The organism is Pontibacter korlensis, from assembly GCF_000973725.1.
GTDB lineage: Bacteria > Bacteroidota > Bacteroidia > Cytophagales > Hymenobacteraceae > Pontibacter > Pontibacter korlensis.
In genome coordinates this window covers 3,465,001-3,486,510 of sequence record NZ_CP009621.1, presented here as the reverse complement: position 1 = coordinate 3,486,510, position 21,510 = coordinate 3,465,001, and the positions used below count along the sequence as shown (strand labels likewise).

The window sequence follows — 21,510 nt, the reverse complement described above, 5'->3', positions numbered from 1 at the left end:
TATGTTTAAAAAGTACTTTCTGATAGGCATAGGCTACTTGATTCTGAATGCGGCACAGGCACAGGATGACTTGCTGGAGGTGGTAGTAAACAGTGACAGCGCTACCACTAACTTGGTAACGGGCACCTTTAAGGCCACACGCCTTGCCAATGGGCATTCCGTAGAAACCAATGGCGAGGGCGAACTGCTTTTTCTTATTTCCCACCGATTTGGCACCCTCAACAGCGGCGCCTACGAATTCTTTGGGCTCGACCAGGCCATTATCCGACTGGGGCTGGAGTATGGCCTTACCGATAGGTTGACCGTAGGCATCGGGCGGAGTTCACTGGAGAAGACCTTCGACGGTTTTCTGAAGTACAAGCTCCTGCAGCAGCAGGAAGGCGCAGGCCGTGTGATGCCCCTAACACTCACAATATTTACCAGCACCGCCGTGCGCTCGCTTAGGTGGCCGGAGGGTGAGCATAACTTTGATTTCGAGCACCGGCTCACCTATACATACCAGGCGCTGCTAGCACGGAAATTTTCAGATCGGCTCTCACTCCAACTCTCCCCTACGCTGGTGCACCGCAACCTGGTGCTCACCCGCACTGAGGAGAACAATGTGTATGCCTTGGGAGTCGGCGGCCGTATCAAGCTCACCAGCAGGACTTCCATTAACGCAGAATATTACTACCTGCTTTCCGACCAGACACGTGAGGATTTCCGAAATGCCCTCTCCTTAGGTTTCGACATTGAGACTGGTGGACACGTGTTCCAGCTCATCCTTACCAACGCACAGGGCATGGTTGAGAAATTCTTCGTGCCACAGAACACGGGCTACTGGTCTAACGGAGACATTTACTTTGGCTTTAACATCTCCCGTGTGTTTGATTTGAAGGAGGAAAAGCAGTGGTAATAGGATAAAGCCCAATCGGCTGGAGGTGCACAACAATATTAGGACACCAGGAAGAAATTAAACCAGCTGAACGAACTGGAAAGACGCGTCGGATAGGCAAAACAAAAAAGCCTCTATACTGCACGTATAGAGGCTTTTTGTGATCCCGTTTGGATTCGAACCAAAGACCTACTGCTTAGAAGGCAGTTGCTCTATCCAGCTGAGCTACGAGACCATCGTTTTAAAGAGAGCTAACGCTCTACCCTTAAACAAAAAATTTCGGAATCTCTTCCGAAATTTTTTAGTCGGGGTGGCAGGATTCGAACCTACGACCTCCACATCCCAAATGTGGCGCGATACCGGGCTACGCTACACCCCGAACTATTTTCGCTTTCGGATTAACAACTTTTCAGCTGCCTTATCTTATTGCGATGCAAAGGTAAGTGAAGTTTTTTTGTTTCGCAAAACCTTTTTTGAAACTTTTTCATCTTCATCTTACAGCGGAGAAGGGGGGATTCGAACCCCCGGTACCCTTACGAGTACGGCAGTTTAGCAAACTGCTGGTTTAAGCCACTCACCCACCTCTCCGTGTGTTTCTCTTACTGCTTAAGAGATTGCAAACATACTACATGAACTTTTACAACGCAATACCTTCCTCGAAAATTCCCGCCAAACAATTTACCTTTCCCGCCAAATAAAAAGCTAACTCACTGATACAGCAGAGCTTGTTTTAGTTAAAAAAAATCAAAAAAATTTTAGCTCCTACACCCTCTCCTATCTTAAACATGTAATGTAGCCTGCCATTTCCTTCTTTCCCACAGAAACTATGCTGATGCTTTACAGCTGAGCATACCAGGTATGGCAGTGTTTAGTATATTTGTAACTGGCAGTTCCGGCTTAATCTTTAGACCAGCGCTAGCCAATCTTTTTTCAATGACCTGGTATCAGACCCTTACTTTGCTGGAGATTTTGTTCGGTGCAATTTTTTTTGTGCTGTACATTGGCTATTTATTGCGCGTACGCAGGGTAGCCCAATTCTTTAAGCAGCGCCCGCACGGGGTGTGGATTAAATTTTTGCTGCGCCACCTTTACCTTCTCCTCTTAGTGATTGCTATACTTGGCCCCTCCTTTGGCGCTATGAAGAAGGAAATTCGTACGATAGGTAAAGACTTATATATTGCCGTTGATCTTTCCAAGTCGATGGACGCTACCGATGTACAACCCTCGCGCCTGGAGAAAGCAAAACGTGAGATACTGCGCCTTATAAGCCGTTTCAATTCGGATCGTATTGGCTTGATCATCTTTTCGGATGAGGCATATGTCCAAAGCCCCCTCACATTTGATCAGAATGCACTGCAGCTGTATACCCAAACACTTCGCACAAGCCTTCTGCCCTACTCAGGCACAAACTATGCACCTGTGATGCGTCTGGCGCTGGAGAAACTGCAGCAAAAGTCAAAGAGCCAGGAAGAGGAACAGAAGGCCCGGGTGCTTGTGCTTATTAGTGATGGCGAAGATTTTGGAGAAGATGTAAGCCAGTTAGCTCATCAGCTTCAGGAAGAAAATATACGTGTGTATACGCTTGGTATTGGCACCACGCAAGGCAGCCGCATACCAGAAGGCAATGGTTATAAGATTGACCATGAAGGAAAAGAGGTACTTACTACCCTCAAGCCAGAACCACTGGTGCAATTAGCTGAGCTTACCGGTGGAGCATACTTTGAAGTAAATGATCGTGTGAGCGAGGTAAGTAAACTAATCAGCTCCATTAATAAAATAGAAGGCGAGCTACGCGAAAGCAAAACCGTTGACGTTACCGCCAACAAGTATGTATACCCTCTGGCACTGGCTCTCTTGCTGATTATACTGGATATTTTGATCACTGTTAAACTTATCCGTATATGAAGGCTGCGCTGTCTCTGGCTATATTGCTCATCAGCATCTTTAGCGGCGGAATTTCGGTTATAACCCGCATAAACCAGCATGCCCAGCAGGCTGCTGTTGCATACAACAGGGCCGATTATATAGAAGCAATCGCCTCTTACGAGTATCTTATTGATGACTTAGAGGTAGAAGATGACCAGCTACGCCTGAACCTTGCGCACTCTTACTATCAGGCTGGTCTCCTGCCACAGGCCACAGCAGCTTACCAGTACCTGGCAGATCACCCTACAGCACGTCTTCGTGCCTTGGCACACCTGCAGTTGGGTAATATCTTTACAAAGCAAAAGAGGTATAAAAGGGCGCTCGCTTTATACAAGCAGTCCTTGGTTATTGAACCGGAAAACGATGCTGCCCGCTACAACTATGAGCTCCTGAAAAAGTACCTGGAACTTCATCCTGAAGTCACAGAACCTGAAAAGCAGAAAGAAAACGTAGCCGAAGATGAACTCCCTAGCGAGCAGGATAGCCTTCAGAGTCCACCTCCAGCCGAGGAAAACCTGGAGCCTAAACCTAAACAAAACCCCGATCCGGAGGGCGAGCAACAGGAAACAGAAACACCTGAACCCGACCAGAATGGGCAGAAACAGCAACAGACAGGAGGCACCAAGGATCAGGAGCAGGGAAGTAAAGAGCGTGAACAAAGTGCCGGAGACACACAAGGAGACGAGCAGGGGCAGCTGCTAAACAGCCTCTTCGACCCTAGTAGGCAACAGCGTCCTCAAAGCTCAGAGCCCCTTTCTGATGAGGATCAGCGTGCTCAGATGCGTCGCGCCAGGTTAAGGCAGGCAAATATTAGCCCTGAAAAAGCTAAAATTCTGCTCGATGCCATGCGAAATGCTGAGCTGCAGTACATACAACAGCTCCCTAAAAAACCAACCCGCCAACCAGACCGCAGCAAACCCGATTGGTAGAAAGCTGCAAAGAATTTTAAGTATGACAGGCGCTCTAGTACCTTGCTGTTTTCTGCCTTGCAGGTGGTGCCATTTACTTCCTCCTACAGGTATTTCGTCTGAATATCCTGCTTAATAGGCTTTGGCAGCTTCTCCTCACTCTTAGTATGATTGATGAATTTTATACCTTTGTAGTTGCTTACAGCACATGCAGTTATAAATGGCATAACCTGTAGGCATAGGCGCCACAAGTTATTAAAGAGAAGATGAAAGAAGAACTACTACGTGTACTTGATGTACTACAACTGGCTGAAAAGCTGAAGTATGAAATGCGCCATAGCTGGCTTTCCAATGGAAGACAGGAAAGCGTAGCAGAACATACCTGGCGCATGTCGCTGATGGTAGTTTTGCTAGAGCCTTACCTGGACCATGAGATTGATGTAGCCCGCACCCTGAAAATGGTGATTGTGCATGACCTTGTAGAAGCCGAGGCTGGAGATGTTCCTGCATTCGAGATAAAAACCGTAGCACAGCGAGAGCTGAAGCGCCAAAAGGAGCTAAAGGCTATTGAAAATCTGCGTGATAAACTAGACAGTGGCATAGGGCAGCATGTGTATGAACTTTGGCACGAGTTCGAGGATAAGCTTACCTACGAAGCACGCGTTGCCAATGCACTTGATAAACTGGAGGTTCAGATACAGCACAACCATGCTGATATGAATACCTGGCTAGAGATTGAGCAGGAGTTTGTTTTCCTGATGGGCCGCCATACTGAATTTGACTCCTGCCTTCAGCAGCTTAAAGAGTTGATTGAAGAAATGGCAGTAAAGAAAATGCAAGCTGCAGGTATAAATGTAGCTGCCGTAAAGGAGCGCATGATATCTAAATTTACTGTTCAGGTGTAACAGCTGCTGTAGCATAAACAATTTGGTTGATCCACTTCTTGGCTGCTAGAATGTGATTTGAGTGTGCTCATTCTAAAAACGCTCTAGCACTTAGTGCCTTCATACCACAGACTTCGCTGCTACAAAATAAGAAGCTTGAAGAGCCGTAGCTATTTGGAAATTCAAATAGCTACGGCTCTTCAAGCTCTAGCACCACAACCTGCTTTTTCTACAATCTCATATCAGGAGCATAGGCAACTTCCAGCACAAAGCCGTTTGGGTCACGAAAATCCACAGTATAATACTGCTCTGTGTATTCCGGCATAGGCTTAGGACCACGTATAATGTCGCCCTGTATTTGCTGTAACCACTCTCCTACTGTGTTCACCATCTCACGAGTATTAGCATGAAAGCAGATGTGGCGAACACCTAAGCTGTCGTGTAGCAACACTGGCACCTCCTTGAAATATATTTCATGAGTTCCGCAGCTGTAGGAGGTCTTTGTTAATTCATACCAGCCTATCATCGGAAAGAGCTGACTGTAAAATGCCAGAGACTCTTCCAGGTTTTTTACCCAAAACTCCAGGTGGCTTATGCCCACGCCATACTTGTATGATACCATTGTGACAGATTTAGTTTTGTCTGCAGTGAATGTTTAGCTTGGTAGTGAAAAGGTGACTTATTAGTACCTTGGTAAATATAAACAATCGGATAAAACTGCACCTGATCCTATAGGTTCCCTCTAGTTACTCGTTTAGACAAATTATACCTATACTTGCTCTATGCAACACGAAGAACATTTTAGAAGGCTGGAGCGTCTGTACCACCAGGCAAAAGTACAGGAACTGTTTGATGGCAGCAGCATTTCAGTTAGCCACAGCCGTGCAGAAATCACATTGCCAGTGCAGGAGAAATATTTCCACGGGGCAAACGCCATACATGGTGCAGTATACTTTAAGCTACTCGACGATGCCTCTTACTTTGCTGTAGCCTCTGTAGTACGCGATGTTTTCATCGTCACCTCCTCGTTTCAACTGAACTTACTGCGGCCAGTTAATAGCGGTTCTGTTAAGGCCATAGGCACTCTCCGATCCCAAAGCAAAAACCTCTTTATAGCCGAGGCCACCTTGTACAACGAGCGTGGCAAGGAGGTAGCCTTCGGTACAGGGCAGTTTGTACGCACCAATCAACCCTTAGAAAGCCTGCAGGGGTACAGCTATCCGTTATAGATGTAGAAAAAGTTAAGTATAAAGAAGAAGCCCCTGTTGTTTGACAGGGGCTTCTTCTTTGTTATTGGGTTAGGAGCTACTGCTTGATAAAGTTTACTGTTTTCACAAAACTCTCTCCTTGTACCCGCAGGACATACTTACCTTTTGGCAAGCCAGACACATCCAGCTTTTCAACATTCCCTCCATATGAGATGGTTTGCATGACTACACGTCCGCCTAGTCCGATTATACTTACCTGGTAAGTATTTTCAGGCAGGGCAGTCATATCAAGGTTAAGAGCGCCTATGGATGGGTTTGGAAACAGCGTGACTAGTGGAGTGGTAACCTCCTGCACATGCACTGCCACAACTTTACTAAACTCATAGTCTCCATCAAAATCAACCTGCTTCAGGCGATAGTACTGGATTCCTGCCGGTGCTTTTCTGTCGCGCAATGAATAACTTTGCTCTACATTACTGTTTCCAGCACCTTTTACCCTTGCTATTTCCTCAAAGCTTCTACCATCGGAGCTACGTTCTACAGCAAAATAATCATTCGTTATCTCTGATGCTGTGGACCATTTTAGCAGCACATCCCTTCCCTGTACTTGGGCTGTGAAAGCAACTAAGGTTACCGGAAGTGGTGTTATTTCGCCTACTTCTCTGTATGCATTGTTATGCACCTGAGGCTCTTCTCCAAAGCTGTCTGAGTCAAACAAATCTATCAAACCATCAGAGTCAGAGTCGTGGTAATGAGTGTTGTTATAAGTCTGAAAATTAAGTACGCGGGTTTGCTCTCCTTCTTGCTCCAGCCACGCAGGCACAGTTTGACCTTCCGCTGGCTCTGGATAGAAGGATGCTGCACTAGAGGAGGCAGTATTTGCTCTTTGTCTGAAGCGCTGTGCTATCTCTAGAAAATCGTCTAAAGACTTTCCATCATTATTGAGATCATGAGCTTCCTCCAAGTCTGTCATCAGATCACCATCGCTATCCATGTCTAAGTAATCAGGAGCACGATCTCCATCTGTATTAACTGGTCTCAAAGCAGTACCACCTGCAGAACTGTCATACGCATCGTCTACACCATTACGATTAATGTCTAGACCATTTGCCATTTTACGCCCAACAGTTGGCTGCGCTTCAATATTGTCCCTGATACCGTCGTTGTCTGAATCTATGTCAAGGTAATCTTTTAAGCCGTCTCCATCCGTATCCGGATTCGTAACCGAATCAGTTAAGCCTGTAACCCTGCCATTCGCATCAGCCGATGTATAATGACCTAAATCTAAACTGAACCCAGTTGAAGGCACTATACCATTGTTAGCCTCTACAGCATCCAAAATACCATCGCCATCGGAGTCCAAATCAAGAGAGTTTGGAATACCATCACCGTCTTTATCACCTTCACCTTCCACTATATCCAGGATGCCGTCGTTATCATCATCCTCATCCAGCCTGTCCAGTACGCCATCCTTATCCGTGTCTCTGTTATACTCTATATCGCACACCGTTTGCACATTAGTTAAATCCCCCGTACTTGCCGTAAAGCCAAAGTAAACTATAGGATTTCCTCCAAAGACGGTATTGATGATATCTGCGGTATACTCCGTTCTTTTTACCCCGTCAAAGAAAACCTCTATTTTATTTAATTCTTTAGTCCAGTTAATTCTAACAGTATGGATTTTACCGTCTTTAACATTAGTTTGGGTGTTACTCATTTGTGCCTGCGTACCTGTCTCAGGGGCATTTTGGTTGCCATTCAGGAAAACAGCAACGTGGTCATAGTCAGGCTCACCTGTGTTTCTATAAGTATCAAACTCTACAACAACAGAGGGAGAAATACCACCAAACCCTAGGGCCTCTCCGTCTCTGCCTTCCGCATACATTGGGTCAGGGGACTGTCGCTGAAAACCAAAAGCGATACCGTCGGCACCAGCCGCATTACTACCGAAATTAGCTGTAAAGCTTATATCAAAAGATTTGTTCAGGTCAACCGGAGTAGTCCGCCATATTTCGCCTTTGCTATTCTGTGCATCTGGGGTTAGTGTGTAACAACTCCCATCAGCAACCGCATCGTTGTTTACCTTGAACTCTTCCGCATAGATAGTTGCTTTTACCTCGGTTCTAGGCCCCTCACAGCCTTGAGCACTCACTGCAGATACCCAGTATGAAGTAGTAGTACTTATACTTTCTGTTGTATAGACTGCACCTGTCTGTTCAATATCAGGGCTACCTCCTGATGCAACCTTATACCAGCGGTAGCTGCCTCCAGTTGGAGTACCAGAAGCTGCCAATGTAACGGGGCCTTCACCCTGGCGTGAGCCGTGTGAAACGGAAGGTGCTGCTGGTGCATTAACAACAAGTGTTATTTCTTCGCTTTGAGTATTATAGGGTAAGCCCAGAAGTCCACTTCTTCTTGTATATAGAACGCTATATCTTTTCCCATTATCTATTGTTTCTGCAGGGAAAGAATAAGTATAGCCTGTTTCTCCATCAATATTAGTAGGGAAAGCTGCACCTGCTGCTCTTTCCTGCCATTGAACACTTTCAGTATTTGCAGGAGGGGTAAAAGTGAAAGTAACTACTGTGCCCGGACAAACTGTACCTGTTGGGGATTGGGTTATTGTCTGGGCAAGTGCAGGAGTAGCAGCAAGACTAACGATTCCTAGAACAAAGCATAACAGAAACACATATGTTTTATATCCAGGACAATTTGAACGATAGTCTTCTTTGGTGTAACATTGTTCTCTGTTAGATGACAATACACAATGTATGAGGGCATCAGAGCTAAAAGTAGAAGGGCGAGAATTAGCTTGTTTAGGCATACTTATATAGTGTTTAGGCAGGTTTTATCAGTACTATTATAGTACACATTTCAAATATAAACACATATATTTAAATAAAAAGAGATTCTAATATTAAATAACAAAAAATATTAGTGAAATTTTATAATCTTTATCCATCGCCTACATTAATCATTCTTGTTCTTTGTATTGTATGATAACAAGTAGATCCGTTTAAACTCATAACATCAATACAAAAAGATCCTGAATCAATCATGATTACAGTTTTTATTGCACAGTTTAAATTGACATATTTCATAAATATATTTACTCATGTTTAAACACTATTTAAAATATTAAACAATCATGTGCAACTTGTAAATTAAGCTCTCTGATGTAGTAGTAACATTTTAGTTACTACTAAAAGAAAGAGGGAGCAGGTAATATACCTGCTCCCTCTCATAAAAATTAAACGTGTAGTAGCTACTAGTCTTCTAGCTCTCTGGCTACCTCTGGTTTGCCAACCAGTTCCAAACCATAATCCTTACCCTTTACAACCGATGGCACACCCTGCTCCATCCAAACCGGAGCCGGGGCTCCTTTCAGGTAATGGTCGAAGAACTGCGACATGCGCATCGAAAGGTCTTTGCGGTTCTTGCGCTGCATCAGGTTGTGCTCCTCCCCATTATACACCAGCATCCAAACAGGCTTGTTCAGACGACGAAGCGCCATAAAGTACTCGATGCCCTGATACCACGGCACAGCGCCGTCGTTGTCGTTATGCATGATCAGTAGTGGTGTCTGCACGCGATCAGCAAAGAACAGGGGCGAATTCTCAATAAACTGCATCGGTTTTTCCCACAGTGTACCACCAATACGGCTCTGTGTGCGCTCATACTGGAACTGTCGGCTCAAACCCGTACCCCAGCGAATACCACCATAGGCACTCGTCATGTTAGACACAGGGGCACCAGCCATGGCTGCTTTAAACAGGTTAGTGCGGGTAACCATATAAGCAATCTGATAGCCGCCCCAGCTCTGGCCCTGCAATGCCATGTTCTTATCATCCACAAATCCCTGCTGCACCAGCATCTGTACACCAGGTATGATGCAATCCATGGCGCTCTCGCCCGGGTAGCCGTTCTGATACACTATATCCGGTACGAACACTAAGTAATCGTTGCTGACAAACAGCGGGATGTTAATAGTAGAGGCGCTTGGAGCAGGTGTACGGTGGGCGTGCATGCGATCCGAAGAACGCTCGTAGAAATACACCATCATTGGGTACTTCTTTGTTGGGTCGAAGTTCTCTGGCTTGTACAACAGCCCTTGTAGCGGTATACCGTCTGTAGACTTCCACTCTACTAGTTCTACTGTTCCCCACTTATACTCTGAAGCCTGTGGGTTAGCATCGGTTAACTGCTGCACATTAGCAAAACTCAGGCTGGAAGCATAAAGGTCGTTGTAGTTGCGGTAGTCTCCACGGCGGAAGGTTACAAGGGTGCTGTTTTTAGCCTTACTTAATGAAGAGTAGGCGTGGTCAGAGCTAACAAGCTTCTCTGGTTTCACCTCTTTATTTAGGTAATCCTTATAGTAGCCATCGGCCTTGGTAGAGAGGTTGAAGCCGCTCAAGTACAGCTCTGCATTGGCAGGAATAAATTTCTGCTCGCTGTCCAGCTTCTCGTAGCGTAGACGCAGGTTATTTTGGCGGCCATACTTATCAGTAAGGTTAACAGCTGCTCTCTTTCCTGCGGGATCTAATTTCCAGATGTCGTGCTGGTCGTATACTAAAAGCAGAGCATCATTCTCTACCCAACCTGCCAATCCATAATCGTCAGGCAATACCGGCATGTCGTTGAACTCCTCATAAAACGGTACCCCTATCTGTTTTGTCAGATTGATATTGTCTCCTCCCCTGGTACTCATAGCATGCCAGCTGCTATCCATTGGTTCATACCAATACACATACTTGCCCATAGGCGACACACGAGGATTGCCCCTGGTGCCTGTCAATATCTGCTTGGTAGTGCCCTTCTTCAGGTCGATGAGGTAAGCATCTTTGCGGGTTGGCGTATCATAACCAATGGTGATTTTATACTTCTCGTCGCTCACACCTAAAGCCACATCACCAGTTTTATAAGCATCCAAGTATACATCGGGCATCTCCAGTGTAGCCAACTGCTGCATACTGCCATTCTTCAAATCATACATAGCCAGGAAGGAGCGCTTCAGTGTGCGATCATTTTGCTTAAGCTGCATCGGCTGAATAAGCGGATCCTTGTAAGTCCATATGTCCAGGCTTACCTTGTCTTCCTCTAGCTGCGTAGTATCTTTCTCGTAGCGCACCGGGCGCGGAAAGGTGCCGAAAAACAGGCGCTTACCATCTTCGGAGAAAGAGAGGTTGCCGTGCTCGCTAACCATCCAGTTCTGCGGCATGCCTTTCGCCAAGGTATCAGCCAGCACTTGGTTCCTGCGTGTTTTGGTGTTCCAGTAGTTCAGGCTGAAATAGCGGATGTCTGCCCCTACAGTATCGGCTGATGCTACGTAGGCCAATTGTTCTCCGGCCTTATCCGCACTTATACCTTTGTAGGTAACTCTACCTGTATCTATAGGCATTTCCTTCATTTCGGCGGTGCTGAAAGCAAAAACACCAGCACGGTGCAGCGAGTCTAGCTCATCCTTCACGAAGTATAGCATGTTGCCCTGCTCTGAGAAGATGTAATCCGTAACACGTGAGAAGCGCTGCTCCTGCCCTGTTCTCAGATTGCGCAGTACCAGCTCTGTGCCTTTGGCGTCTTTGTTTTTCTTTGGTGACTTCTTTTTCGCATCGGCTTTCTTTTCACCTTCTACCGCATCACTCTTTTTATCCTCTTTCTTTTCAGCCAACGGCTTCTCAAGATGATAGGCTACCCAACCACTGCCCTCTTTTGGCAACTTGTAGGATTTTACGCGCGGCACTTTTACCACACTCATATCCTGAAGATTCACTATAGCCAAGGAGTCCTTTGGTAAATCATCGCCCTTCTTCTTTTTCAGTTTCAGAGCCCGTACCTTCTGGTGCTCCGGCTTAATCTGGAAGACGGCAAACTCGTTATCGTTTGTAAAGCTGGCTTTGGAACCACGGTTATACTTGGCAATGGCATTATTTACCATGTTGCGAATGTATAAATCACCGTCTCCCTCCTGAGGATCGATGTTGTAAAGCACATACTTGCCGTTATTAGAGATTTTATCTCCTGCAAGGCCTTTCCAGCTGTCGTATACGTCGTGGGTAAGTGTTTTTTTAGCTGTTTGCTCTTGTGCCTCTGCCTGAAGCAGAGCGGCACTAAAGACAACAGCCAGGCATAAAAGTTTCTTCATTTCGGGTGAAACAGATTGGTTATTAGGTAAGTGAAAAAATCAAAATTAAGCATAATCTGCAAGAGTGCAGCCGCTGAAGGATTAGACTCGTATAGGCGGGTGTGGTTTAAAATTACCTTTAAACCTATGTGTTTAACAACTCCAAAAACATGCGCGTTTTGCCTTCAACACCTATCATAATCACTCCTGATGCTCGACAACTTGTTAGATGATAAGGAGCTGTTTGCAAAGCTAACGCTCGTTTGGTTTTGAGACCAAATCCCTGTAACTTCACAACGTAACCCAACAAAAACATCAAAACTATGCAAGTAAAAGAAGTATATATTATCTCAGCAGTTCGTACTCCAATCGGCTCATTTGGTGGAGCCCTGGCTAGCCTTTCAGCTACACAGCTTGGTGCTGCTGCCATAAAAGGAGCTCTGGAAAAAGCCGGCGTAGATAAAAGCCAGGTGCAGGAAGTGATTATGGGTAACGTAATCTCTGCCAACCTTGGCCAAGCTCCTGCTCGCCAGGCAGCTATCTTTGCCGGATTAGGCCATGAGGTGGAGTGTACTACTGTCAATAAAGTTTGTGCCTCAGGTTCGAAAGCCATCATGTTCGCAGCGCAGGCTATTATGCTGGGCCATAAAGATGTGATAGTGGCAGGCGGTATGGAGAGCATGAGCAATGTGCCTTACTACCTCGAGAAGGCGCGTTTTGGAGCCAAGCTTGGCCACGGCCAGATGACAGACGGCCTGCTGAAAGACGGCCTTTGGGATGTGTACAACGACTTTCATATGGGTAATGCAGCGGAGAACACGGCCAAAGAACTAAAGATCACGCGCGAAATGCAGGATGAGTATGCCATAAGCTCCTACAAAAAAGTAGCTGAGGCTGCAGAGGCTGGTTTGCTGAAGGATGAGATTGTGCCCGTAGAAGTGCCACAGCGCGGTAAAGACCCAATTGTTGTAGCTGAAGACGAAGAGTTTAGAAAAGTTAACTTTGATAAGATACCTGGATTGAAGCCAGTGTTTGATAAAGCTGGTACAGTTACAGCTGCCAATGCCTCCACCCTAAACGACGGTGCTGCTGCAGTGGTACTGATGAGCAAGGAGAAAGCAGAGGAACTGGGTGTGAAGCCGATTGCTAAGATCCGTGGCTTTGCCGATGCGGAGCAGGACCCGATCTGGTTTACCACTACGCCATCGCTGGCTATACCAAAAGCACTGAAACACGCAGGTGTAGATCCATCAGAAGTAGATTTCTATGAGATCAACGAAGCCTTCTCGGTAGTTTCTATTGCCAACAACCAAAAGCTTGGCTTGGAAGGCGGCAAGGTGAATGTTTTCGGAGGAGCCGTATCACTTGGCCACCCGCTGGGAGCCTCTGGTGCCCGTATACTTGCCACACTTTGCAACGTTCTGGATAAAAAAGGAGGTAAGATCGGTGTAACCGGTATCTGCAACGGTGGCGGTGGTGCCTCTTCTATCGTTATCGAGAAACTATAATGTGCCGCCGGGCATATAATTTGCAGGAAGCCTTACGTTGAGCACGTAAGGCTTCTTTTTTATACTTGTACATTTGCATAAAAGTATAAATTTGAATGCTTTAGCTAAACAGCTTGTTCATACACGCAGCAGGTATAGCATTACCACTCAGAACATTTAAAGCATAATCACATAAAATAAGAACATGCGTAAACTCCTCGCCTTACTGTTTCCAGCTTGTCTTGCACAAGGTATGGCCATGGCACAGCAACAGGTTGTCACCTACCACGATGAAGGCTTTACACAAGTAAAGGAAGAGTATTTTATTACGCCGGACTCTGCTATAGTAGGGTATTACAACCGCTACTACCCTACGGGGGAACGTGAGGCACTGGTAAAGTTTGTGGAAGGCAAAAAGGACAGCGTGTACACAGAGTTCTACCCAGGTGGACAGCCAAAGCTTCAGCTCACGTATCATCTTGATGTAAAGCAGGGTCCATTTAAAGCCTATCGCCCCGATGGCAGAGTGTTGCAGGAAGGCTTCTTTGAGAACGATCAACAAAGCAAGCTGTTCAAGATATACTTTCCGGATGGCACCCTACAAAAAGAGACAGAGTTTGTAAACGGGTCTCCGGAGGGAGTGGTGCGTGAGTATTACCCATCTGGTAAGGTAAAATCTGAAATTACCTACCGAAACGGCAAGCAGAATGGATTGGCTAAGACTTACTATTCTAATGGTAATCTCGAAACAGAGGCAAGCTATACCAACGGTATGCTGCAGGGTTCTTACAAAACCTTCTATGACAATGGTCAGGTAGAGACGGAAGTACAGAACGTAGCCGGACAAAAGCAGGGTACCTATAAGAGCTTTTATCGCAGCGGCAAGTTTAGCACTGAGGGGCAGTTCTTAGCCGGCAAAATGCATGGACCAGCCAAGTCATACTATGAAAGCGGTAAGCCGCGAAGCATCATTACCTACAAAAACGGAGAAGTAAGTGGCACAGCACAGTATTTCTACGAGGATGGAAAGTTGAAGGAGGAGATTACAGCTAGCAGCAATGGCACAAATGTCAAAACCCTGCGCTACTATCCATCAGGTAACCTGCAGGCAGAGGAGCAGCTCAAAGACAAGAAGAAGCACGGCAACTGGAAAGAATACTTCAACGCCCCCGGCAAGCAGACCAAGCTCAGCGAAAATTACAACGACGATAAGCTTACAGGCGAACGCCTCACTTACCACGAAAACGGGCAGGTGCAGGAAAAGCATACGTACGAGAAAGGTAAAATTGTAGGTAGCAGCTTCACCTACTACCCATCTGGCAAGCTAAAATCCGAGACAAGTCATAAGGATGGACTGCGCTTCGGCCCTTACAAAGCTTACTTTGAAGATGGCAAAACAGAAGTGCTGGGGCAATTTCGCAATAACCGGGAGACTGGCACCTGGAAGTACCACAACGCTGAAGGTAAAGTGGTGAAAACCCGAGTGTACCGAAATGGCCAGATACAGGAAGAGAAAGAGAAGTAAGTAGTATCTATCCCAAAGAAAAGCCCCACCTTATCTGACATAGGGTGGGGCTTTTTATCTTTTCAGGAAAGAACGTTATTGCGTTACAGGAGCACTCTTCAGCTCACTCTGAAATTTCTTTAGTTGCTTATCAATCTGCTTACGGTCCCCTACCACTACTAAAGTCATATCACTTGGCCGCAGGTACTGTTTTGCTGTCTGCTGTACCTGCTCGGGCGTAACAGCATGTATGTTCTGCACCTGGTTTGTCAGGAAAGTTTCTGGCAGGTCGTGCAGGTCCAGGAAGTTAAGCTGGCTGATGATTCCTCCTGGTGTAGAGTTGCGTAACACAAAGAGTCCGGCCTCATAATTCTTTATTCCTTTCAGTTCCTCTTCTGTTGGGGGCTCTTTTCTCAGCCTCTCTATCTCATACATAATTTCCTTAAGCGAATTGCCCGTGTGTTCAGTGGTTACATCAGCCTGCTGGTACCAGTCCCCCACTTTATACCGTGCAGATAAAGAGCTGTATGGAGAGTACGTATACCCTTTATCCTCTCGGATGTTTCTGGTGATACGTGATCCGAAGGAACCTCCCAATAAGGAGTTGGTAACACGCAAGGCCATATAATCTGGATGTGAGGGGTCTACTACAGGCAACCCCATAACAATGGTAGACTGTGGAGCCGCTGGCCGGTCAATCACAAACATGTTTTTCTTGGTTACAGGTTTGGCAACAGGTATCTGACGAGCAGGTCCTTCCCTCCAGTCGCTTAGTGATGAGGAGATAGCATCTTTCATAGCACTGGCATCAAACTTACCAGCCACGTAAATATTTGTCCGTTGTGCCCCAAACTGCCTCTGGTAGAAATCTCTTACCTGCTCGAGTGTATAAGCATCTATTTCAGCATCGGTAGGCAGGCCACGACCATAAGGATGATCTCCATACAGGGCATTGCTAAATTTCATTTGCGCCTGCGTACCAGGCTGTGCCCGCGCAAGGTTCATCTGCCGCTTAAAGTCATTTTTTACACGCTCCAACTCAGACTCCGGAAAAGCAGGTTCCTTCAGTATATCCGCCATCAGCCTGATCAAATCCGGCCCATATTCTGATAAAACATCGCCACTTATGTACGTCTGGTTAGGTCCAATGCTTATATGTAGTGAGCCACCCATACGTGCTACCTCTTCTGCTATCTGAGATGCATTTCTGGTTGCCGTGCCCTGTTCCATCAGTTTTCCAACTATGTCGGCCAGCCCATTTTCTTTTGGCACCTCGTGTACATTACCCGCCTGCACCACAAGGTTTACTGTAACCTTAGGGATTTCTCCGTAAGGCACCATAGTAGCCTCCAGACCGTTAGGCAATTTAAACTCTTGTTTAGCAGGTAAAGTAAAGTTCTTTGGCTCCCCTCCTTCCGGTGGCGTTTGCTTCTGTGCCAGCACAACATTTGTGCTCATAGCTAGCAACATACTAAGGGATATGGAAAGTATCTTTTTCATGATGATGCTCTTTATATCTGTGCCTGTGGATTTATAAGCAGGATAGTTCGGTTAGTTGGCCGCAGGTATTGGCGTATCGTTTCCTGCATAAGTTCCGGAGTTACCTTTCTGAACTCCTCCTCCAACTGATTGATGCGTGAAGGGTTATCATCAAACAAGGCGAAGGTTGCCAGCAAATCTGCCCTGCCAAAGCCATAAAGCTGACTAACCTGGTCGTATAAAGAGGAACGCATCTTCACCATAGCTAAATCTAGCTGCTCCTGGCTTACACCCTTCTGCTGAAGTTTCGCTATCTCCTGGTCCAGCACGTTGATGATAGAATCTGCCGCCACGTCCTTATCATATACCAGGTCCCCCATCCAAAGCATTGGGCCGTTATAATTGAACATGTTACCCAGGTATGCATTTATGCCACCATTTACTGAACCTGTGTAACCACGCTCCTGAACAAGAGCCTGGTATAGGCGGCTATCTTTCCCCTGCAGCAGAATCTGGTCTAGCAAGCCCATGGCATAATAAGCAGGTGTATTGCGTTCTGGCATGTGGTATGCAAAAGCTAGTGCTGGCTTATTTGCCAGTTTATCATCTTTAGTAAAGCGCTGCTCCTTCTCCTGCCTAGGTTCCGATAAGTCTACTTTCTCCGGTAAGGCAGCAGACGGAATATCTGCAAAATATTGCTGCACCCACTCCTTTGCCTGTGCCGGATCAAAGTCTCCTACCACCACCAGTGCTGCATTGTTAGGTGAGTAATAGGTTTTGAAGAAAGACTGCACATCTTCCAGGTTGGCTGCGTCAAGGTCTTTCAGGTCTCCATAAAAGTTATGTGCATTATACCAGTTCTTATTGGCGTATTGTGGCATATCAAGCCATGGGAAACCTCCATAAGGTTGGTTCAGTACATTTACCTTTACCTCGTTCTTAACTACACCCTGTTGGTTGGTTAAGTTATCCTGTGTGATATTAAGGCCCTTCATACGGTCCGCCTCGGCCCATAGCATTGTTTCCAGTTTATGAGCCGGCACTATCTCGAAGTAATTTGTAAAGTCGAAACGTGTACTGCCGTTCAGGATACCGCCATTCTTCTGAACCAACTGAATAAACTCCATCTTGCCAAGATTTTCGGAGCCCTGAAACATCATATGCTCGAAAAGGTGCGCAAAGCCTGTCCGGTCTTTAGGTTCGATACGAAAGCCTATATTATAATAAACAGCAACTGTTACTACGGGCGCCGTGTGGTCAGGCGAGAGCACTACTTTAAGACCATTGTCGAGCGTGTAGTACTCTACAGGTACCTCAAAAGCAGTAGTGTTAACGGTAGCGGAGTCTGTAGTTGCAGTAGATATCGCTTCTGCTGATGAGGAAGTAATTGTCTTTTGGCTACAAGAGGTTATGAGCAATCCTAAACCTAACAAAAGCATCAGAAGCCGCGGCCTTAGCAGGTTTGCGTTTACATTAGTAACATCCATGGATTCAAACATTTACATTTCGTGTTGTGTTGACTTAATATATAGTACTCTACGATTATCTATAAATTAAATGCAAATAAAAATTCAGTTATTTCATACTACTATAATAACCGCACTTCCATCCCTACTAAAAGCAGCTCTTCATCTATTGATCCTGCACATACTTCTAAACCAAGAAGGCCTTCTTGCTAGTTTGCAAGAAGGCCTTCTTGATAATTTATCAAACAACGGGTACCTTACTTTACCCAATTCTTTCTCTCGTTAAAGTGGTTACAGCCAAACATCGCTCCTGTAATCATCTCAAAACGCTGAGGCTTCATGTCCTCAGGTCCCTCGTGTACCAGTGGTAATACATATTCTGGCTCCATTGCATGCTGCCCAGTTAACTCATCACATACGCCGAAATCCTGGCTCTGCAACTTTACTTTATTTTGATCCTGCTCCCAATGGGTGCAGTGGTTACATGTAGCTTCCATAACTTGTAGCGTTTAATTTAACATAAACAATACTACTTATACTTGCTCATATAAGGGCTTTGTTGCGTAAACACACCATATGCTGCCTAATTTAGAATTAAGCTAAACAAGCTAAGTAAGACTAACAGAAGATGCTCACTTCCTCCTACACTTCTAAAACAAAATGCTTTATATGTTGATGACAAGCAAAATCTTTTACATGATATAATAGTTTGAACACTCAGCTATTACAGCCCTTTTACAGTCAATCCAGTGGCAGGTATACACCTATACGTACCCCATCACGTAAACATTTTAAGTTGGGAGAGGTTGTAACTCCATTATTGCAGTAAATAGATTAAGAACAATAGAACTTACTAATGGAACTAAGAAGATTAGGTAAATCAGACGTAATGGTAACACCTATGGCCTTTGGAGCCTGGGCAATTGGAGGATGGATGTGGGGCGGTGCTGAAGAGCAGGCCGCTATCAGAGCAATAAAAGCGGCTTTCGATGCAGGTATAACCACCATAGACACAGCACCAGTATATGGCTTCGGCCGCAGCGAAGAGTTGGTGGGCAAAGCACTGGAAGGTATACCACGCGAGCAGTACCAAATCTTGACGAAGTTTGGCATGAACTGGCAAACAGAGCAGGGAGAGTACTTCTTCGACTCTGTAGACAATGACGGTAAGCCTTTTAAAATGTATAAATGGGCTTCCAGAGAGAAAATCATGCAAGAGTGTGAAGACAGTCTTCGCCGCCTTAAGACTGATTACATTGATTTGTACCAGATTCACTGGCCTGACGCTACTACGCCTATAAGCGAAACGTTTGAGGCTGTACAGCGCCTTATAGAACAAGGCAAAGTAAGAGCTGCTGGTGTATGCAACTATAATGTAGAGCAGGTATCAGAGGCCTTAGAGACTATTCAATTAGCTTCTAATCAAGTGCCTTACTCCATGATCAACAGAGGTATAGAGCAAGATGTAGTTCCTCAGGCCATTGATAGGGGTTTGGGTATCATACCTTACAGCCCGCTGCAAAGAGGACTGCTAACCGGTAAAATCAAGCCAGGGCATCAGTTCAATGAAGGCGATACGCGTGAAGGTAACCTCTTTTACACTGATGAAAACATTAGCAGAACTCAAACACTACTTGACGAGATTAGACCTATAGCTGAAAAGCATAACGCTACACTTGCACAACTAGTAATCAACTGGACCATCCACAGACCTGGAGTGGCCTGTGTGTTGGTTGGTGCCCGCGATGAGCAACAGGTTGCTGATAATGCTAAAGCTTTAGAGTTCACTTTAACTAGCGAAGAGCTTGATACCATTACTGCTGCTGCAGACAAGTTCACTCCTGCTCCAGTAAGTTAACTTAATAGTCTAGCAAGTATACAACAACAGGGGCTGCAGCTTATTAGCTGCAGCCCCTGTTGTTTATTAGAACCTTATTGAAGGAATGCTCTTGTAAGCTAACAAGAAAAGCTGAATAAGTATAGCAACTAACATAAAACCACTCCTTAGTCTTATATGCCATCAACCAGAGAATCATCTCTGGATAGGGAGGATAATATAGCTTTCAGACTAGCCCTTCCCTTCCCTGGTGGGTGTATAAAAAGGAAAAGGGGCAGCGGGATTGTCTCCTGCTGCCCCTTTGTTGGGGTTGGCGGCCACCTACTCTCCCGGGTGTGACCCCAGTACCATCGGCGCTCCCGGGCTTAACTGCTCTGTTCGGAATGGGAAGAGGTGCTCACCGGGGCCATAGCCACCATTATCGTTGCACGGTTTCTATGCGTGCTCTATGCTTTATGACATGATAAGTGGGGGAGAGAAAAGCAAGGAAATTTACGAGAGCGGCGGGCCAGTGCACCGCACCGGACGCGCCCGGGCAATTAGTACCGCTCGGCTTTGCCATCTCTGACTTTACACCTGCGGCCTATCAACGTCATCGTCTTTGACGGCCCTTCAAGGGAGATCTCATCTTGGGGCGGGTTTCGCACTTAGATGCTTTCAGCGCTTATCCCGTCCGAGCGTAGCTACCCTGCGCTGCGGCTGGCGCCACAACAGGTCCACCAGAGGCTCGTCCAACCCGGTCCTCTCGTACTAAGGTCAGGACCCCTCAAATCTCCTACGCCCACAACAGATAGGGACCGAACTGTCTCACGACGTTCTGAACCCAGCTCGCGTGCCACTTTAATCGGCGAACAGCCGAACCCTTGGGACCTTCTCCAGCCCCAGGACGTGACGAGCCGACATCGAGGTGCCAAACCTCCCCGTCGATATGAGCTCTTGGGGGAGATCAGCCTGTTATCCCCAGAGTACCTTTTATCCTTTGAGCGATGGCCCTTCCATGCGGAACCACCGGATCACTATATCCGCCTTTCGGCCCTGCTCGGCTTGTAGGCCTCACAGTCAAGCTCCCTTATGCTATTGCGCTCTGCGCACGGTTACCAAGCGTGCTGAGGGAACCTTTGAAAGCCTCCGTTACTGTTTTGGAGGCGACCACCCCAGTCAAACTACCCACCAAGCACTGTTCCCCACTTTATGAGGTTAGGCGCCAAGCAACTCAAGGGTTGTATTTCAAGGACGGCTCCACGATGCCTGGCGACACCGCTTCACAGCCTCCAACCTATCCTACACATGAGTTACCCAGCGTCAATGCTAAGCTATAGTAAAGGTTCATGGGGTCTTTCCGTCCCGTTGCGGGTACTCGGCATCTTCACCGAGACTACAATTTCACCGAGCTCACGGCTGAGACAGCGCCCAGATCGTTACACCATTCGTGCAGGTCGGAACTTACCCGACAAGGAATTTCGCTACCTTAGGACCGTTATAGTTACGGCCGCCGTTTACCGGGGCTTCGATTCAGAGCTTCGCCTTAGAGGCTAACCCCCCCTCTTAACCTTCCGGCACCGGGCAGGTGTCAGGCCTTATACTTCATCTCTCGATTTCGCAAAGCCATGTGTTTTTGTTAAACAGTCGCCTGGGCCTTTTCACTGCGGCTTCTCTGGTTGCCCAGAGGAAGCGCCCCTTCTCCCGAAGTTACAGGGCCATTTTGCCGAGTTCCTTGGCCGTGATTCACTCGAGCACCTTAGGATTCTCTCCTCGACCACCTGTGTCGGTTTGCGGTACGGGCGGCCATGCAGTCAAACACTTAGCGGGTTTTCTC

Annotated in this window: 15 protein-coding genes, 3 tRNA genes and 2 rRNA genes (1 of these 20 only partly in view); 8 read left to right on the top strand and 12 right to left on the bottom strand. The window is 46.4% G+C overall.

All coding sequences use genetic code 11. The annotated features are described in order from the left end of the window. Nucleotide 1 precedes the first annotated feature (1 nt). The gene (locus PKOR_RS14940) at nucleotides 2-895 is read left to right on the top strand and encodes a DUF5777 family beta-barrel protein (protein ID WP_046311762.1); all 894 of its coding nucleotides are present in this window, start codon (nucleotides 2-4) and stop codon (nucleotides 893-895) included. Nucleotides 896-1,035: 140 nt separating this feature from the next. On the opposite strand, the gene PKOR_RS14935 is transcribed toward PKOR_RS14940, so the two are convergent. The 3 genes from PKOR_RS14935 to PKOR_RS14925 form a co-directional block, all read right to left on the bottom strand. Next, a tRNA-Arg gene (locus PKOR_RS14935) sits at nucleotides 1,036-1,109 on the bottom strand. 70 nt (nucleotides 1,110-1,179) lie between these two features. Then, a tRNA-Pro gene (locus PKOR_RS14930) sits at nucleotides 1,180-1,253 on the bottom strand. Nucleotides 1,254-1,375: 122 nt separating this feature from the next. Continuing rightward, nucleotides 1,376-1,462 (bottom strand) — tRNA-Ser (locus PKOR_RS14925). A gap of 345 nt (nucleotides 1,463-1,807) precedes the next feature. Between PKOR_RS14925 and PKOR_RS14920 the strand changes: the two genes are divergently transcribed. Further along, nucleotides 1,808-2,779, top strand: a complete 972-nt coding sequence (locus PKOR_RS14920; RefSeq protein ID WP_046314537.1) for a VWA domain-containing protein — start codon at nucleotides 1,808-1,810, stop codon at nucleotides 2,777-2,779. Next, nucleotides 2,776-3,729 carry a tetratricopeptide repeat protein gene (locus PKOR_RS14915; RefSeq protein ID WP_046311760.1) on the top strand — a complete coding sequence of 318 codons (954 nt, stop codon included), beginning with the start codon at nucleotides 2,776-2,778 and terminating at the stop codon, nucleotides 3,727-3,729. Before PKOR_RS14920 ends, PKOR_RS14915 begins: the two co-directional genes overlap by 4 nt. 83 nt (nucleotides 3,730-3,812) lie before the next feature. On the opposite strand, the gene PKOR_RS25860 is transcribed toward PKOR_RS14915, so the two are convergent. After that, a complete protein-coding gene (locus PKOR_RS25860) occupies nucleotides 3,813-3,935 on the bottom strand; it encodes a hypothetical protein (protein ID WP_262501777.1) in 123 nt (40 codons plus the stop codon). Nucleotides 3,936-3,974: 39 nt separating this feature from the next. Here PKOR_RS25860 and PKOR_RS14910 point away from each other — a divergent pair, with 39 nt between their 5' ends. Beyond that, on the top strand, nucleotides 3,975-4,613 hold the full coding sequence (locus PKOR_RS14910) for an HD domain-containing protein (RefSeq protein WP_046311759.1): 639 nt from the start codon (nucleotides 3,975-3,977) through the stop codon (nucleotides 4,611-4,613). A 208-nt stretch (nucleotides 4,614-4,821) separates the two neighbouring features. Here the strand turns inward: PKOR_RS14910 and PKOR_RS14905 are convergent, their stop codons facing one another. Continuing rightward, complete coding sequence (locus PKOR_RS14905; protein ID WP_046311758.1) at nucleotides 4,822-5,214, bottom strand: VOC family protein; 393 nt, start codon at nucleotides 5,212-5,214, stop codon at nucleotides 4,822-4,824. 160 nt (nucleotides 5,215-5,374) lie between these two features. Here PKOR_RS14905 and PKOR_RS14900 point away from each other — a divergent pair, with 160 nt between their 5' ends. Next, nucleotides 5,375-5,821 (top strand): PaaI family thioesterase, encoded by a 447-nt coding sequence (locus PKOR_RS14900; protein ID WP_046311757.1) that lies wholly within the window; start codon nucleotides 5,375-5,377, stop codon nucleotides 5,819-5,821. A 76-nt stretch (nucleotides 5,822-5,897) separates the two neighbouring features. On the opposite strand, the gene PKOR_RS14895 is transcribed toward PKOR_RS14900, so the two are convergent. Both PKOR_RS14895 and PKOR_RS14890 read right to left on the bottom strand, forming a co-directional pair. Further along, entirely contained in the window at nucleotides 5,898-8,489 is a 2,592-nt protein-coding gene (locus PKOR_RS14895; protein ID WP_046311755.1) for a lectin-like domain-containing protein, read from the bottom strand. A gap of 579 nt (nucleotides 8,490-9,068) precedes the next feature. Then, the gene (locus PKOR_RS14890; RefSeq protein WP_046311753.1) at nucleotides 9,069-11,942 is read right to left on the bottom strand and encodes an alpha/beta hydrolase family protein; all 2,874 of its coding nucleotides are present in this window, start codon (nucleotides 11,940-11,942) and stop codon (nucleotides 9,069-9,071) included. A 302-nt stretch (nucleotides 11,943-12,244) separates the two neighbouring features. On the opposite strand from PKOR_RS14890, the gene PKOR_RS14885 reads away from it, so the two are divergent. Then, nucleotides 12,245-13,429, top strand: a complete 1,185-nt coding sequence (locus PKOR_RS14885; protein ID WP_046311751.1) for an acetyl-CoA C-acyltransferase — start codon at nucleotides 12,245-12,247, stop codon at nucleotides 13,427-13,429. 184 nt (nucleotides 13,430-13,613) lie between these two features. Next, on the top strand, nucleotides 13,614-14,933 hold the full coding sequence (locus PKOR_RS14880) for a toxin-antitoxin system YwqK family antitoxin (protein WP_046311749.1): 1,320 nt from the start codon (nucleotides 13,614-13,616) through the stop codon (nucleotides 14,931-14,933). A gap of 75 nt (nucleotides 14,934-15,008) precedes the next feature. Here the strand turns inward: PKOR_RS14880 and PKOR_RS14875 are convergent, their stop codons facing one another. The 3 genes from PKOR_RS14875 to PKOR_RS14865 all read right to left on the bottom strand — a co-directional run bounded on the left by PKOR_RS14875 (nucleotide 15,009) and on the right by PKOR_RS14865 (nucleotide 18,354). Further along, a complete protein-coding gene (locus tag PKOR_RS14875; protein ID WP_052738881.1) occupies nucleotides 15,009-16,412 on the bottom strand; it encodes a M16 family metallopeptidase in 1,404 nt (467 codons plus the stop codon). 11 nt (nucleotides 16,413-16,423) lie between these two features. Beyond that, entirely contained in the window at nucleotides 16,424-17,878 is a 1,455-nt protein-coding gene (locus tag PKOR_RS14870; RefSeq protein WP_235336498.1) for a M16 family metallopeptidase, read from the bottom strand. A gap of 236 nt (nucleotides 17,879-18,114) precedes the next feature. Beyond that, nucleotides 18,115-18,354, bottom strand: coding sequence for a hypothetical protein (locus tag PKOR_RS14865; RefSeq protein WP_046311748.1), 240 nt, complete (start codon nucleotides 18,352-18,354; stop codon nucleotides 18,115-18,117). Nucleotides 18,355-18,713: 359 nt separating this feature from the next. On the opposite strand from PKOR_RS14865, the gene PKOR_RS14860 reads away from it, so the two are divergent. Continuing rightward, complete coding sequence (locus PKOR_RS14860) at nucleotides 18,714-19,715, top strand: aldo/keto reductase (protein WP_046311746.1); 1,002 nt, start codon at nucleotides 18,714-18,716, stop codon at nucleotides 19,713-19,715. A gap of 287 nt (nucleotides 19,716-20,002) precedes the next feature. On the opposite strand, the gene rrf is transcribed toward PKOR_RS14860, so the two are convergent. Then, nucleotides 20,003-20,114: ribosomal RNA gene (gene rrf, locus PKOR_RS14855) — 5S ribosomal RNA — on the bottom strand. A 99-nt stretch (nucleotides 20,115-20,213) separates the two neighbouring features. Next, nucleotides 20,214-21,510 (bottom strand): 23S ribosomal RNA (locus PKOR_RS14850) (it continues 1,600 nt past the right edge of the window).